The 16129-nt window shown below is 36.3% G+C and carries 13 protein-coding genes; 11 read left to right on the forward strand and 2 right to left on the reverse strand.

The window, feature by feature from the left end; genetic code table 11:
- Positions 1-17 precede the first annotated feature (17 nt).
- The 4 genes from ACMAYL_RS04360 (at position 18) to ACMAYL_RS04375 (ending at position 5772) form a co-directional block, all read left to right on the forward strand.
- Positions 18-1313, forward strand: coding sequence for a TolC family protein (locus ACMAYL_RS04360; RefSeq protein WP_412469736.1), 1296 nt, complete (start codon positions 18-20; stop codon positions 1311-1313).
- A gap of 2 nt (positions 1314-1315) precedes the next feature.
- Positions 1316-1984: an efflux RND transporter periplasmic adaptor subunit gene (locus ACMAYL_RS04365; RefSeq protein WP_412470786.1), complete on the forward strand. Its 669-nt coding sequence runs from the start codon at positions 1316-1318 to the stop codon at positions 1982-1984.
- An 11-nt stretch (positions 1985-1995) separates the two neighbouring features.
- Positions 1996-5037, forward strand: a complete 3042-nt coding sequence (locus ACMAYL_RS04370; RefSeq protein WP_103216748.1) for an efflux RND transporter permease subunit — start codon at positions 1996-1998, stop codon at positions 5035-5037.
- A gap of 144 nt (positions 5038-5181) precedes the next feature.
- Positions 5182-5772 carry a hypothetical protein gene (locus tag ACMAYL_RS04375; protein WP_146037762.1) on the forward strand — a complete coding sequence of 197 codons (591 nt, stop codon included), beginning with the start codon at positions 5182-5184 and terminating at the stop codon, positions 5770-5772.
- 38 nt (positions 5773-5810) lie between these two features.
- Here the strand turns inward: ACMAYL_RS04375 and ACMAYL_RS04380 are convergent, their stop codons facing one another.
- Complete coding sequence (locus ACMAYL_RS04380; RefSeq protein ID WP_158246778.1) at positions 5811-6176, reverse strand: c-type cytochrome; 366 nt, start codon at positions 6174-6176, stop codon at positions 5811-5813.
- Between the two features lie 167 nt (positions 6177-6343).
- On the opposite strand from ACMAYL_RS04380, the gene ACMAYL_RS04385 reads away from it, so the two are divergent.
- The 7 genes from ACMAYL_RS04385 to ACMAYL_RS04415 all read left to right on the forward strand — a co-directional run bounded on the left by ACMAYL_RS04385 (position 6344) and on the right by ACMAYL_RS04415 (position 15122).
- Positions 6344-7246, forward strand: coding sequence for a DMT family transporter (locus ACMAYL_RS04385; protein ID WP_103216745.1), 903 nt, complete (start codon positions 6344-6346; stop codon positions 7244-7246).
- 77 nt (positions 7247-7323) lie between these two features.
- Positions 7324-9642 carry a fatty acid cis/trans isomerase gene (locus tag ACMAYL_RS04390; RefSeq protein WP_412470787.1) on the forward strand — a complete coding sequence of 773 codons (2319 nt, stop codon included), beginning with the start codon at positions 7324-7326 and terminating at the stop codon, positions 9640-9642.
- Positions 9643-9693: 51 nt separating this feature from the next.
- Positions 9694-10455, forward strand: a complete 762-nt coding sequence (locus ACMAYL_RS04395) for a glutathione S-transferase C-terminal domain-containing protein (protein ID WP_392991342.1) — start codon at positions 9694-9696, stop codon at positions 10453-10455.
- Positions 10456-10521: 66 nt separating this feature from the next.
- The gene (locus ACMAYL_RS04400; RefSeq protein WP_412462809.1) at positions 10522-11223 is read left to right on the forward strand and encodes a 5'-methylthioadenosine nucleosidase; all 702 of its coding nucleotides are present in this window, start codon (positions 10522-10524) and stop codon (positions 11221-11223) included.
- Between the two features lie 10 nt (positions 11224-11233).
- Positions 11234-11650: a hypothetical protein gene (locus ACMAYL_RS04405; RefSeq protein ID WP_412469739.1), complete on the forward strand. Its 417-nt coding sequence runs from the start codon at positions 11234-11236 to the stop codon at positions 11648-11650.
- A gap of 8 nt (positions 11651-11658) precedes the next feature.
- The gene (locus ACMAYL_RS04410; protein WP_412470788.1) at positions 11659-13605 is read left to right on the forward strand and encodes a bifunctional 2',3'-cyclic-nucleotide 2'-phosphodiesterase/3'-nucleotidase; all 1947 of its coding nucleotides are present in this window, start codon (positions 11659-11661) and stop codon (positions 13603-13605) included.
- A gap of 140 nt (positions 13606-13745) precedes the next feature.
- Positions 13746-15122 carry an HAD-IG family 5'-nucleotidase gene (locus ACMAYL_RS04415; protein ID WP_392991334.1) on the forward strand — a complete coding sequence of 459 codons (1377 nt, stop codon included), beginning with the start codon at positions 13746-13748 and terminating at the stop codon, positions 15120-15122.
- Here ACMAYL_RS04415 and ACMAYL_RS04420 read toward each other — a convergent pair.
- Positions 15112-16080 carry a histone deacetylase gene (locus tag ACMAYL_RS04420; RefSeq protein WP_412470789.1) on the reverse strand — a complete coding sequence of 323 codons (969 nt, stop codon included), beginning with the start codon at positions 16078-16080 and terminating at the stop codon, positions 15112-15114. The two genes, ACMAYL_RS04415 and ACMAYL_RS04420, sit on opposite strands and share 11 nt — an antisense overlap.
- Between the last annotated feature and the right edge of the window lie 49 nt (positions 16081-16129).

A 16129-nucleotide genomic window follows, 5' to 3' on the forward strand; every position in this document is an offset into this window, starting at 1 on the left:
ACAGGAGAACCACACTCATGAGAAGGATCAAGACTTATATTGTCTTGTTTGGACTTGCTAGTAGCGTAAGCGCTGCTCAATACAGTTTAAACGAACAATCAGTAGTTGAACTTGCAGTCAAAAGAAATGAAAATGTTGGTATTGCAAGACAAGAATTAGAACAGGCCAAGGAAACACTAAGTAGTGCAACATCTAATCTATTTCCAGTCCTTTCAATATCTGCAGGCTTAACGAAAAATGATGGTAAAGGTAATATCATGCCTCACGGTTATGATTGGAATCACAATGCAAGAGTTCAGCTCACACAACCTTTATACACTTTTGGAAAGATCTCTAGTGGTGTCGATATTGCAGAATCTGCAAATAAGATCGGAAAGTTGAGAACAGTTGTAACAAAGGCTGAAGTTGAGAATGCTGCAAGACAATTATACTACAGAGTTTTATTCAACCAAGAGCTTGTACGAATAACTGAAGACTCATATAAAAATGCTGTTAAAAATAAAAATGCGCTTGAAGAACGTGTTTCTTACGGACGTATCTCACGAAATGATAATATCAAAATGCAAGCTGACCTTGCCAGTAGAAAACCAAATTGGATTATTGCAAAGAAAAACCTTAAAAATGCAATCTTAGACATCAAAAACTTTCTGGCCCTACAGCCAGAAGATGACGTAAAGGTAGTTGCTGATAACTTTAATGCTAAAGATAAAATTGCAACGATACCCTCAAACTTACAAAAGCTTGATGAAACAGTTGATGTAAAGATTCTTAAAGAAAGCATTCAACTATCAGACTTCTCTGTTGAGCTTGCCAAGAGCCAACGTCTTCCCGACCTTGGATTATTTGTTGCCTACTCTCCTCTTACTTATCGTGTTGATAAACCATTCTCAGGAGATATCTCACATAACCAAAATGATATTTCATTTGGTTTACAGTTTACGTTTGACTGGGATCTTGGAGGAAGTAAGAACTCAGAAGTAGCTATAAAAAGAAGTGATGCGAATATCGCGCGCTTGAAGTTTAATCAACTAAGAAGAGAAATTAGAACTCAATACTTAAAACTTGAACAAGACTACGAAGGCCTTCAAGAAAGATTTGATGCGGAAGCTGAAGCTGTAAAACTAGCCTCTTCATCTTATAAAGTAGCTCTTAGCTCTTTTAAGTCTGGTGGAGTATCACAACTTCAGCTCAATGATAGTGAAATTCAACTTACTCAACACCGTCTAAATCTTGCTCAAACGAAATTACAACTAAAGGTAACTCGTGCTGAGATGGATCGTCTTCTTACGAGTACAGGAAAGGGAGATAAATAATTATGAAGCAAATAATCTTCGTTTTAATAGTTGGTCTTGTTTACGCAGGTAGCTTATTTGTTAAAGATTTAGACCTACAAAGAAAGAAAGGTAAAGAAACTGCGACTATGTATACAATTCGTGCTGTTTCAGGAACTCCAGTTAATACAACAAAGGTTACGAGAAGGGCCTTCTCAAACTTTGTCATTGTAACAGGTAGTAATATTGGCCCAAGAATTCATGCATCAGTTGCACCAAAAGTGGCAAATCTAATAAAGCCAGGAGCACTTGTTAGTATTCGCGTAAAAGATAAGAAAGTATACGGAAATGTAGTTTCGGTTGATACCAAAGCTGATTATCTTTCGGGCCTGCATAAAATCATTGTATCTTTTGCAAATAAAAAGATTCCAACAAATCTCTATATTATGAATATCGAAACACACAAATTAGAAAATGCTTTAACGATTAAAAGAGAAGCTGTTTCAGAAAGAGGTGGTTCGCATAACGTATTCATCGTTAATGATAAGAATATCGTTACAAAACGCAATATTGAAGTAAGTGATAGTAACGAAGACTTCTATGTTGTGAAAAGCGGACTAACTGAAGGAGACACTATTGTGCTAAGTGATCAACGTTATCTTAATGATGGCGAAAAAGTAAATATCATCAAAGCACTAGTGGATCAGGATTAAGGAGTTAGAAGATGATCGAAATATTTGTTAAACGCCCTGCCACAACAATCATCTTTATTGCCATCTTTATGGTAATGGGACTGGTTTCAATTGGTAACTTAATTATTGAACCGACACCTAAGGTTGAGCTTCCACTTATTACAGTACAGACGGTCTATGCTGGTGCATCACCTGAAGAAATCGAATCACAAATCTTAAAGAAGATTGAGGACGAAATTTCAGAAGTCTCTCAAATTAAGAAAATCAAATCAGATGCACGTGACAGTTTTGGTATTGTTATCATTGAGTTTGATATTGAAGCAGACGCTAATATCAAATCAATTGAAGTAAAAGATAAGGTTGAAGCAATCTTAAACGATTTTCCAGATGGAGCAGATCGTCCAATCATTGCAAAGTTTGACCCATTAATTCAGCCAATTGCAACTCTTGCTCTTTCAAGTACAAAGCATGACCTGACTCAAGTATATGAGTATGCTGATAAAAAACTTAAGTCTCGCCTATCATCTATCAATGGTGTTGCCTCTGTTGACATTTTTGGTGGACGAGAAAGAGAGATCAATATTGAGTTAGATAATAACCTTCTTATTCAAAATTATCTGTCAATTGAGGATGTTCTTGCGGCCATCTCTAGAAAGAACCTAAATATCCCAGGAGGATCAATAAATACGACAGACTCTAAGATTAGTGTTCGCTTCGTTGGGGAGTTTGCCAACGTTGACGAGATCAGAAATCTAGAAGTTGTTTCCCGAGAGGGACAAGTTTTTAAGCTTCAAGAAATTGGAAATGTTTCAGATAGCTTTAAAGAAGTTGAAACGATGGCACGCTTCAATGAAAAGGAAGTAGTCGGTCTATCAGTACTAAAGCTTTCTGATGGTGATGCTATTAAGATCGTTGAGAACTTAAAAAGCTCTCTTGAGAAAGTACAAAGTGAGCTACCTGATGGGATGCAACTTGAACTAGTCGTTGATACAACTCGAATTACACTAGATGATACAAAAGGTACAATTAACTCGATCTTCATTGGTATTGGTTTAACAATTGCGATTCTTTTAACATTCCTGGGAGACTGGCGTGGTGCCCTTATTGCAAGTATCGTAATTCCGACTTCAATTATCTCAACACTTTTCCTTATGGATATGTCATCGTTTTCAATTAACGTTATGACACTTCTTGCATTCGGTACATGTCTAGGTACCCTCATTGCAAACGCTCTTATCATTATCGAAAACGTTTACAAGCATCTAAAAATGGGAAAAGACTCTCAGTCGGCAGCCATTGATGGGACGAAAGAAGTATTACTTGCAGTAATGGCCTCTTCAGGAACAAACCTAGTTGTATTTACTCCACTGGCCTTCATGGGTGGTGTCGTTGGTAAGTTCATGCTTCAATTTGGTATGACTGTTGTATTTGCAACGATCTTCTCGATCCTAGCATCTGTTACGTTAACACCAATGCTTTGTGCCTTACTTCTAAAAGACCCTGATACTTTAAAAGGACCTTTCCCTAAGCTCGCAGGTCTTGTCGATCGCTTACTTGCTTGGGCAACAAAACAGTACCGTTGGTTCTTTGATAAATTTATGAATTGGCCTATTACTTCAATTATTGTCCTAATGGCGCTTTTCTTTACAATTGTTTATCCGGCAAAACGTGTTGGTAATGAGTTCCTTCCAAAGTCTGACCGTGATGAATTTAAGGCATTTATTCTTATGCCAGATGGTTCACCAATTGAAAAAACAGCTCAGATCACTCAACAGGTTGATGAGATTATAAGAAAGTACCCAGAGGTTGTTTCAACTCTTTCAGATATTGGTTATGACGGTGAAGAAAGATCACGTATTACCGTCAACTTAACTTCAGCAACAAAGAGAAAAAGAGACTATAAAGAAATCATGGATGATCTACTTCCAAAGGTATCTAATATTCCTGAAGCAGAAATTACTCTAACAGGTGGTAGTCGAAACGCTAGTAATGATGGTGATATTACAATAAACGTCACAGGAGATAATTTTGATAATATGATTATTGCATCAGAAAAAATGCAAAAGATCATGAAGGACTCAGGATACTTTAGTTCAATTGAAAGCTCTTACCGAATTCCAAAAATGGAGATTCAGTTTATTTCTGAACCTCAAAAAGTAATTCGTCAAAACCTATCAAGCTCGCGTCTTGGGGGTACAATCCGTGCACTTGTAAATGGTAATGATGATGCCGTTTATAAAGAAGGTGGTGAAGAATACGATATAAATGTAACTCTTGCGCCAGAATTTAAAAGAAATATCTCTGACTTTGATAAATTTCTAATTCATGGAAAGGATGGACTTATCCCAATCTCAAGCCTTGGTAAGGTTCAAGTTGTCGAAGCATCTTCGCCACTTAAAAGACGTGACAAAGAAAGAATCATTCAGATCAAAGCCTTTGTTGTAAAAGGTGTTGTTGGTGCCATCATGGGAGATCTGGGCCAGCAATTCAGTAAGGCAGAGCTACCACAAGGGACTAAGTTCATGTTTGCAGGCCAGGCAGAAAGTCAGAAAGAATCTCAACAAGAGATGGGAAAAGCCTTCATGCTAGCAGTAATCTTAACTTATATGCTACTTGTTGCGATCCTAAACTCATTTGTATTCCCAGTGTCAATTGGTTCAGCGATTCTAACATCTTTCCTAGGATCTTTTTTAATGATGTTCTACACGGAGCAGACGATTAATATTGGTTCCATGATGGCCATTGTAATGGTTGTAGGACTTGCCGTTAACAACGCCATTCTTATGATTGAATATACTCAGCAAAAGCTTGATGAAGGTGTTGAGATTAAGGAAGCATTATGGTTAGGGGCCGAGGAAAAACTGAAGCCTATTCTAATGACTTCTATTGCCATTATCGCTGGTACAATGCCACAGCTCTTTATGATCGACAAAATGAAGTCGGCCATGGGTGCGGTTTTGATTGGTGGTATGCTAGGTTCAATCTTCTTTACATACACACTCGTTCCAACGATTCACTTAGTGCTATATCGAGTGAAAGAATGGCTCTCTAAGCTATTGAAATCAAATGCATAATTTGAAAAAAGGCCTCTTAATTAGAGGCCTTTTTTACGTCTAAACTTAAGACATCTCCTGTAAATCTTCCCATCTTGAACAAACTCATCCTTAAAAGTGCTATAAATGTTCATTATTTTATTTAGCAACAAGCGAGAATTAAAGATGAGATCAATAATCCTTACCTCAGTTCTATGTTCAGGAATTTGCCAAGCTATGCCATCACAGGGTGTCGTTAAAGTATCTGACGGTGCAAGGGCAAATTGTAATGAGAAGAAGGACCTCTATCGAAATAAGCTTCAAGCATATAAAGTTAAAAATTATAGTTCCAAGCAAATTGGAGATAATATTGAACTGACATTGAACATTCAAATGCTCCAATGTAGTCAAACAGATAAAAGCTTTGCCTTTAAAGAAAAGAACATCTTTGATCTATTCACTTATAAAACATTTCGCAATATCGAAATGGAAGTAAGAACAAAGAGTGCTAATATTCTTTTCTATCAAGATGGTATTTATAAGAAACTTTCACAAGTTGATATCATAGATAACCAAGACCTTTCTAAAATTACTGCGAGCTTTAACGTTAAAGACCTCTTAACGAAAGAGAAGTATGAGAAATACTTAAATGGAGAAAAGGTTATCACTAGCCTAGACTTCAGTTTAAAAAGGTTAATTGAAGTTTCAGGTAATGACTTCAATGGAATTTACGATCAGAATTACGGTGGTTTTAGAGTGTTTTTTGAAATTAAATAATAAAAAAAGGGCCTCATAAGAGGCCCTTTCTATTTGTCTTATTTTTGATTCATACCTTTGTACTTATCTTTTGACATAGTCGTTACGTAGGCCGCAACATCTTTAATGTCTTGAGCTGAAAGACCACGAACCTTTGTCCACATCATAGAAGTATTCTTAGTTTTTCTCTTCTTTGATTGAATCGCAGTAACTTGCTCAGCAACGTAAGCAGCATCTAGACCAGCAATTCTTGGACCTTTAACAATTGCAATTTTACTAACATCTGCAGCTTTCCCCATACCATCAGCATTGTGGCAAAGAGCACAGTTAACTTTCTTGTAAATTGCTTTACCTTTAGCAGCATCTCCAGCGTAAGCACTTACACTTAGTAGAGCGGCAACAACAGTGATTTTGAATAAATTCACAATATATCTCCTTTATATTTATAGCGTAGCTATACTTTATGCAATTATCGTCAAATCGTCAGTAAATTTAAAAGAAAATATACCCTTGGGGCCATTTGTTGAGCTATACTCTCTTGCACACAGTGGCAAGTTAAAGAAACTCAAAAGAAACTTAAAAGAGAGTAAAAATGAACACAAGTGTCATAAGCCTAATTTTAGGAACAATATGCATCGGATTAGCACCTATTTTTGTTAAAAATCTCAGTGGTGACCTTTCTCCGAGCATGATTGGCGCTCTTCGTTGTTCAATTGCAGGTTCAATTCTTCTTATTTACCAACTTCTTATTAAGAAAAATTATATCAAGGACAAACGCTTCTATACTATGACGGCCGTCATAGGTTTCTGTTTTGCTATGGACTTATTTGTTTGGCATCGATCAGTTCACTTAATTGGTGCTGGCATGTCTACAATTTTAGGCAATACCCAAGTTTTCTACTTACTTGTTTTTGGCCTTATCCTTTATAAAGAAAAAATAACACTCAAAAAGCTACTAGTATTTCTCTTTGCTTTCTTTGGAGTATTTCTCATTCTAAAAGGCCAAGTTCAATTCTATCAGTCAGAGGAATTCTTTTGGGGAGTACTCTTTGGTCTGACAACAGGGTTGTGCTACTCACTTTATACAACTTCAATTAAGAAAACGTCCCTTATGACATTTAAGACGAAAATCACTGCACTAGAGATTATCACCTACTCTTCTCTTGTGACTGGAGCGATTCTCTTTATTACCGCTCAATTTGAGCACGGCCACAAAAGCCTAGCTCTTGAGCATCTGCCTTCTGTATTTGGGCTTGCTATTCTTTGTCAGGTCATTGGCTGGTCATTAATTAGCTATGGCCTTAAAAGTGCCCCACTTTCTGTTTCAGGACTTATTATTTTATTACAACCAGTGATTGCTAAGACTCTAAGTATATTCCTTTTTAATGAGCCATTCTCTTCACTTGAAATAATTGGAGCTGCAATTCTCTTAACGTGTATTTACCTAGGAACTCACCTTTCGCGTCCAAAGAAAACGAAATCAAATGACAATTGAGGCCAATCTTTATAACATTTCATAAATAATTTTAATTAGGTATGGTTTAAATGAAGGTGATCTCTTTACTTGCTCTAGTGAGCATTTTTCTTATTAGTTGTTCAAATAATAACGAGACAGATCTCCTTGTCCCAAAGGATAAAGAAATTCACCAAGAGGCAACTAAAAAGGCCATTAAAGAGATTGAAAATAATAGTGTTGTCTTCTCCCAACAACAAGCAAACCATTGGAATGGGAAGAAGAAAGTTGATTTCAACAAAGATATTAAACCAATATTTGATAATCGCTGTGTTGTTTGTCACAGTTGCTACGATTCACCTTGCCAACTAAAACTAACTTCCCGAGAAGCCGTTGAAAGAGGAGCCTCTAAAGATAAGGTCTATATGGGAGAGCGCTTAATCGTTGCTTCGCCAAGCCGACTTTATATCGATGCAAACTCAACTAAGCAGTGGAGAGATAAAGGTTTTTTCTCAGTTTCACATAAAAATCTTAATAAAAACGTCATAGCAAAGATGATAAAGTTAAAAGAGGTTGTGCCTCTTCCGGAGACAAAGATTCTTCCGACAAGCTTAGACTTCAGCCTAGAAAATGATCGTTTTTGTCCAAAAGAAGACGAATTTGAAAACTACGCGAAGTCTTCTCCTTTTGGAGGTATGCCATATGGACTTCCTGCACTAACAAATAAAGAGAGTGAGCTAATTACAACTTGGATAGCCCAAGGCTCAAACTTCAACAAAGAAGCTCCCCTTTCAAGAGAAGAACTAAAAAAAATAAAAGATTGGGAACTTTTCTTAAACAAGAAAAGTAAAAAACATCAACTTATGGCGCGCTACCTTTATGAGCACCTTTACCTAGCAAATCTATATTTTAGTGAAAAAAATGAAACGAATTTTTATAAATTAGTAAGATCTAAAACACCAACTGGAAAACCAATCAAAGTCATTGCCTCTCGAAGGCCATTTGATGATCCAAAGGTTAAGAGAGTCTACTATCGACTAGTGAAACAGAAAGAGACAATTGTCGATAAAACGCATATGCCTTACCTCTTTGATAAAGAGAGAATGAATTGGTATAAGAAATTATTTATAACACCAAAGTATCAGGTAAAAGAACTTCCTAGCTACCGAGCCCTAGAAGCAGCAAACCCATTTTTAACTTTTAAAGATTTACCTGTTGAATCACGTTATGAGTTTCTTCTTAAAGAGTCTCAATACACGATTTCTAACTTTATAAAAGGTCCTGTTTGCCGCGGTCAAATTGCCCTTAATGTAATTCAGGATCACTTTTGGACTTTCTTTGTAAACCCTAAGCTTTATAAAAACCGCAATAATTTTCCACTTACAAATGAGCTAGAGCGCATGAGTCTTCCTGCACAGTTTGCAAATGTGGGTGGTGTTCAATGGTTCAAGTATAAAAATGAAGAAGAAAAATATCTTAAAAAGAAGTCAGAATTTATCGATCAAAACTCCTCTATCCTAAATCTAAATTCTATTTGGAATGGCGATGGAAACAATCAGAATGCAGCATTAACTATTTTTAGACATTTTGATAGTGCGACAGTTTTGAAAGGACTTGTTGGTCAAAATCCAAAAACAGCTTGGGTCATTGATTATCCACTCTTAGAAAGAATTCACTACCTCCTGGTTGCTGGCTTTGATGTATATGGGAATTTATCTCATCAACTCAACACTAGACTTTACATGGATTTTTTAAGACTTGAAGGTGAATTCAACTTTCTAACATTACTACCTTCAAAACAAAGATTGGAAGAAAGAGAGCTATGGTACGAAAGAGCTTCTGATAGAGTTAAAGAACATATCGTAGGACGCTATGCTTGGATAAAGAAAGAGCCCGCAATCTCATATAAAACTAGAGACGCAAAGAGTGAACTATTTGAACTTTTAAAAAATAGACTCGCTCCTGCTTTAAATAAGAGGTTTGAAGTTAAAGATGATAATCTCAAAAGCTTAATGAATAACGAAGAAATGAAGAAGACTGCAGTTAATCTCTTTTCACAAGTATCTTTTATCTTGATTGAGGATACTAATGAAACATATACATTAATTCACAACAATGCTCACTACAATATCTCTCACCTCTTGAAAGAAGGAAGTCAGAGAATTACTGAAGAAGATAACTTCACTGTAACAAAAGGAACTGTAGGGAGTTATCCGAATACTATTTATAAACTTAAAAAATCTCAACTACCGAATTTTGTAAATGCAATTAAGAATACTACTTCACAGGCAGCTCATAGCAGGCTTCTTGATAAGTATGGTGTGAGAAGAAGTGATAAAAGATTTTGGCCAACACTAGATAAAATTCATGAAATAGCCTTTAAAACAAATCCTATTGAATTTGGTCTTTATGATTTAAATCGATTGGAAAATCGCTAAAGACATCAAAATTTAGTTAATTTTTTAAAGTAACTCTCCGACAGTTATGCCATGGATAAAGTATTAATTTCTTGGGCAGGAAACGATGAAGTCGAATCCTTCTCCCCGTACTGTGCAACTGTAAATAGAATTTTTTCATTTCTAAATATCGACTTTAAGTTAAAAACAGTCCATGTGAACTCTCAAATTCAGGGAGTGCCAGCTAAGATGAGCAGTCTTCCTGCTATTATTGATGGCGATAAGAAATACTTAGGCATTAGAAATTGTATCAACTACTTCAAAGACTTGCGTGGAGAATCTGAGCTTTTTCTTTTAAACAATGAAGAAGCAATGCAGGCCCAGCTCTTACAAGATTGGTGTATAAATTCATTATGGGCAAGTATCGTTTACTTCTCATACAAAGATACAAAAGGACTTAGCGCTATGAAGAAAAAGTTCGCTAAGCAGGCCAAGTATGTTCAAGATATAGATGAATCACCAGAAGATGTTATTTCGTCAGTAAAAGAAATTATAGTAAAGCGTATCTCAGAGTATGAAATCTTTCATAAAGATCAAGCATGTGCACTTGATTATTTTGAATCACAGATTACTCATATTAACGAAATACTGGGAACGAAGAATTTTATTTTTGGCAACGATATCAAGTATATCGATATATTACTCTATTGCCATCTGAATCGTATTCTCATTACTGGACTACCTCCTGCAGATCTAATTAAGCAGAAGTACCACCGTATCATCAGGTGGCTCCAACGAGTGGCCGCCCAAACACGTTCAAAAGATAATATCTACCCAACCCATCTAGAAAGTTAGCTGCAATATTTCAAATTATGCTCTTTTTCTATTAAACTTAGATAAAAGATTTTAAATGGAGACATTATGAAAAATATTGCCATCATCATGGCCATGGACTCGGAAGCAGCACCGCTTTTAGAGAAACTAGCTATCACAGATCAAGACAAAAAATTAGACCCAAATCTACCAATGAAATTATATCAATGTGAATATCATGGACATAAAATTTCAATAATTATCAGTGGTGAATGTAAGCATCATAAAGTTCAAAATGTAGGAACCTCTCCAGCAGTTGTCTCTACCCTTCTTGCAATAAAAGAGCTTGGAGCAGACATGATAATTAATGCTGGTACTGCAGGAGGCTTTAGAAAGCGTGGTGCAGAAGTTGGTGATGTCTACACGGCAGACACGACAGTATTCCACGATCGCAGAATACCAATTCCAGGATATGAAAATTACGGAATATATAAGACAAATCACCCTATTGCCCAAGAATATGGAAAGCTTCTAAACCTAAAGACAGCAATTATTTCAACAGGAAACTCTCTTGATATGAGTGCTGAAGATGAAAAGTTAATTGAAACAAATCAAGCAGTTCTTAAAGATATGGAAGCTGGAGCTATTGGCTGGGTAGTTGATCAATTCAGTATTCCAACACTCTTTTTAAAGTCAGTTACTGACATTGTTGACGGAGAGCATCCAACAGAGGAAGAGTTCTTTGCCAATTTGAGATTAGCATCGGATAATTTAGGTAAGAAATTAATTGAGCTAATCGAAAAAATCTAAGGAGTGATTTATGAAATTACTAGCTGCTATGCTTTTTATCCTTCCAGCTTTAGCTGCACCATGTGCAGGACAAGAAGGTGAATATTGGATCAACAATGATGGAACACAAGGTGGATTCGTTGCTGATACAGCTTATGTATCAAAGAATGTTTATATTGGTGAGAATGCACAAGTTTGTGACAAGGCCCAAGTAACAGGATTTGCAAAAATCACAGGTAATGCAATTATTTCAGACTACGCTAAAGTTTGGGGTAATGCTCACGTGTATGAGAATGCAAGAGTTTATGATGAGGCGTCAGTTTGGGATAATGCTGAAGCTTTTGGCGAAGCTCAAATTTATGGCTTTGCAGGACTTAAGGGTAACGTAAAAGTTTACGGTAAAGCTCGTATGTTTGATGCTACTTACTCTTCAGGACGTTATTACTAGGAATATATATGAGAAAAATCTTTTTATTTTCACTGTCTCTTTTTCTAATTGTAGGCTGTAAGGAACAAACACAAGTTAAACTTCGTGTAATTGAAACCACTGACCTACACGGTTACTACAAAGACTACGATTATTATAAGAACGAAGAAAGTAAAAGATTTGGACTTGTTAAAACGGCTACACTTATTAAAAAGTATGCCACACAAGCAGATAATTATACGCTCATCGATAATGGTGATCTCCTTCAGGGGAATCCTATGGCCGACTTTGTGGCCACTCACGGAAAAGAAGGAGTTCACCCTGCTTTTAAACTCATGAATCATCTAAAGTATGACGTGGGTAATATTGGAAATCATGAATTTAATTACGGCCTAGAGTTTCTAGATGCCTCTCTTAAAGATGCAAAATTTCCTTATATCAATGCTAACGTTTACAAAGACGAAAATGGTAAGCCAGCATCGCCTTACTTTAAGCAATATGTAATTTTAGAGAAAAAAGTTAAGGACACAAAAGGTCTGCCACATAAGCTCAAAATTGGATACATTGGTTTTGTTCCGCCACAGATCATGGTCTGGGATAAGAATAATCTTGAAGGGAAAGTCGTGGCCCGCGATATTATTGAAGTCGCAAAAGAGCTTACGGCGAAAATGAAAAATGAAGGCGCTGATGTCATCATCGCAATTCCACATTCAGGAATTAGTACAGATGAATACAAGCTTTATGCAGAGGACTCAGTTTACTACCTAAGTCGCGTTCCTTATATCGATGCCATTGCCTTTGGTCACACTCATGCTCTATTTCCTTCAAAAGAATATGAAGGAATTCAAGGTATTGATGCGAAGAAAGGAACAATTAATGGAGTCGCTGCCGTTATGCCTGGGAAATGGGGATCACACGTTGGAATCATTGATTTAAAATTAAACTTTGATGGAAGTAAGTGGCATGTGATTGATGGACAATCCTCAGTCTACTCGATTTATGATAAAGAATCAGATTCAAGTGTAAAACCTGATCTTGAACTTGCAGAAATCATTGAAGATGATCACCAACGAACAATTAAGCTCGCAGGTGAAAAAGTTGGTTTCTCTAAGGAGGAATTTTATAGCTTCCTCTCACTAATCCAAGATGATGCGGCAACACAGATTGTCTCTAACGCTCAAATTGATTATGTGAAAAGAGCAATACAAGGCGATGCTAATTTAAGTGGGCTCCCAGTATTATCTGCAGTTGCACCTTTTAAAACAGGTGGCAGAAAGAATGATCCAAATGGATACACAACTGTTGAAAAGGGAAATCTGACATTGAGAAATGCAGCTGATCTCTACCTCTACCCTAATATGCTCTACGCTCTAAAGCTCACAGGAAAAGAAGTTAAATTGTGGCTAGAGTGCTCTGCGGGGATGTTTGCTCATATTGATCCAAACTACAGCAAGGACCAACCTCTTCTAAATTGGGGAAGCTTTCGTTCATACAACTTTGATATGATTGACGGTCTAACTTACGAGATCAATATCACAAAGAGAAGACACTACGATGAAAATTGTAAGGTTTTAAATAAGGATTCATTCAGAATTGAAAACTTAAAGTATCAAGGAAAGGCCGTTACTGATGAGCAAGAGTTTATTCTTGCAACAAATAGCTTTCGTGCAACCGGTGGTAAATTTCCAGGTGCAGTAAAAGCCAATGTCGTCTTTAGTGCTCCAGATAGCAATCGCCAAGTTCTAATCAACTACATTAGAAAAGAAACAAAAGAAAAAGGTTTTGTCGATGCTCGTCCAAATGAGAACTGGAAGATCAAGCCAATAGCTAATGCAGACAAACTTAAGGTTTACTTTGAAACTTCTCCATCAGATAAAGCGACAAAGTATATTAAGAAGAAGTCAAAATTTAAGCTTTACCGTATTAAAGGCCTTGATGATGAAGGCTTTGCAAAATACTATATCATTCTTAAATAGACACACCGCTCTTAAAAATCACCAAGGCGTAAGTTATTGAATTTACGCCTTAACGTATTAATAATATGACATTTAAATCAAGATTAGATAAAATCTAAGGTCCGGGGATTATATTCTCAAACGATTTAAAAGGATTTTATATGTCAGTATACGTCAATAGAACATTAAATATGAAGAAGATCAAGGCCATTGGTTTTGATATGGACTACACTCTAGTTCGCTATAAAACAGAAGCTTTCGAAAAATTTGTTTTCGAACTCGTGCTTCAAAAATTAGTAGATGTAAAAAATTATCCAAAAGAAGTAACAGATTTAAAATTTGATTTTAACCAAGTTATTCAAGGTTTAATTATCGATCGTCTTCGTGGAAATATTTTACAAACAAACCGCTACGGAAAAGTAAAGATCGCAAAGCATGGTACAAAGCCAATGGACTTTCATGATCAGAATGAAATCTATGGGAATAGTATCATTGACCTAAACTCAGAACAGTATCAATCACTAGATACAAACTTCTCAATTTCAAATGGTGCAATGTTTGCAAACCTTGTTGATCTAAAAGACCAAGGCTTAAAACTTCCTGATTACGAAACACTATCTCACGATATCAAAGAAGTTATCGATATCGCTCACTCTGACAATTCTCTTAAAGGATATGTCGAAGAGCATCTTGAAGACTTTATTATCAAAGACCCAGAAGTGGCAAAACTGCTAGAAAGGTTTAAACGCTTTGGAAAGAAGTTAATTCTTATCACAAATAGTGAATGGTCTTGGACAAAAAGACTTATGGAATACACGATTAATCCATTCTTAAAAGAGCATGAGAACTGGACAGACCTATTTGATATTTCAATCTGTCTTGCATGTAAGCCAAGATTCTTTAACGTAAGCAATATGTTTCTAGAAATTCAAACGGATACTGGACTAATGACAAATGCAGAAGGTCCTCTAGAGCAAAACAAGGTGTACCAAGGTGGATGGGCCGGAAAATTACAAAAAGATCTAGGCCTTGAAGGTGAAGAGATTCTTTACCTTGGTGACCATATCTATGGTGATGTTCTTACATTAAAGAAAACTTTCAACTGGAGAACAGCTCTTATCCTAGATCCTCTTGAAGCAGAGATTGAAGCGATTAGACAGTCAACACCAACACAAGCTCTTATCGATGCTGAAATGGAACAAAAAGAAAAGCTAGAACATGAGCTAAATAAGCTAGAGCTTTTAAAGCACGAAGATCCAGAAAAATATAATAAAGAAGATATTGGAAAGATCTTTAGCGAAATTGATAAGATCAACTCAAAAATCTCTCTGCACTTAGATGCTTATCGCCAATTCTTTAACCCACACTGGGGAGAAATGATGAGAGCAGGACTGGAAGAATCACGTTTTGCTGATCAAGTTGAAAAGTATGCATGTTTCTACATGGCAAAGATTACAGATCTTCTAGAGTACACTCCACGTACTTACTTTAGGCCAAAGAAAAGAATCTTGGCCCACGAAGATTCAACTATGCTTTAAATTTATATTGAACAAATTGTTGAAAGACACGGTAAACTTCATCACCGTATCCCCCGGCCATAACCCATGCTTGGGGGATACCTTTCGACTCTAATAATTCATTCATATACTTATCTCTTTCAAGACATTCTTCTAAACTTAGCTGAATTCCTTTAGCACTTTCCAAAATGTCTTTTTCATAAACATCTGCACCTTGAACTACAATACAAAGATCGTAATCTTCTTTGATAAAGTCCCCTACTTCTTTGAGTTTTACAAGATAGTCATCATCGGGAGTAACTGGGATATCAAGAGTGCTAGGAATATAACTTGAGTTAGTTTTATCAGGATTATCAAGTGGCCAACCATCCTTCATATGAATTGAAACACAATCAATCGACTCATCGTTGGCAACAATTTGTGCAGTTCCATCACCTTTATGAGCATCCATATCTACAACGAGACACTTACCAAGACCTTTTTCCTTTTGTAATTTTCTAATTGCGATAACGATATCATTAAACATACAAAAGCCACCTGGCCCATCACTCTTTGCATGATGCATTCCTCCTCCTAAATGATAAGAAAAGCCCGACTCTAGAGCATTACAGGCAGCAAGGTATGTTCCTTCGCAATGAGAAAGAGCACGATTAATAAAATCACTTAAAGGTTTTACTGCAGCAGAAGGCTCGTAACGATGATAGCTTCCATCGTCATTAATAAGTTCATAAGCTTCAAGAACAAGTCCAGTAGGATCAAGTTTAGTACGAGCACAAAAGTCGCGATCATGGGCAAGGGCCAAGTCACTTAAAAAGAAATGTGTTGATTTTCTTCTTTCAAGAAATGGAGATTTTTTGAATTCTTCGAGGATTTTGGTTACTCTCTCGTCTTTTAAAGGAACGCCAATACCATAGTCAGTATAACTTCCAAGGGAGTCTTCCATGTAATAGAGTCGACTTTTTTCTGGATGGTATTTCATATTCATTCCTTTATTAACGAAACTTAGCTTGCTTGATTATCCTAATATT

The sequence above is a fragment of the Halobacteriovorax sp. RT-2-4 genome, from assembly GCF_047085445.1.
Taxonomy (GTDB): domain Bacteria; phylum Bdellovibrionota; class Bacteriovoracia; order Bacteriovoracales; family Bacteriovoracaceae; genus Halobacteriovorax_A.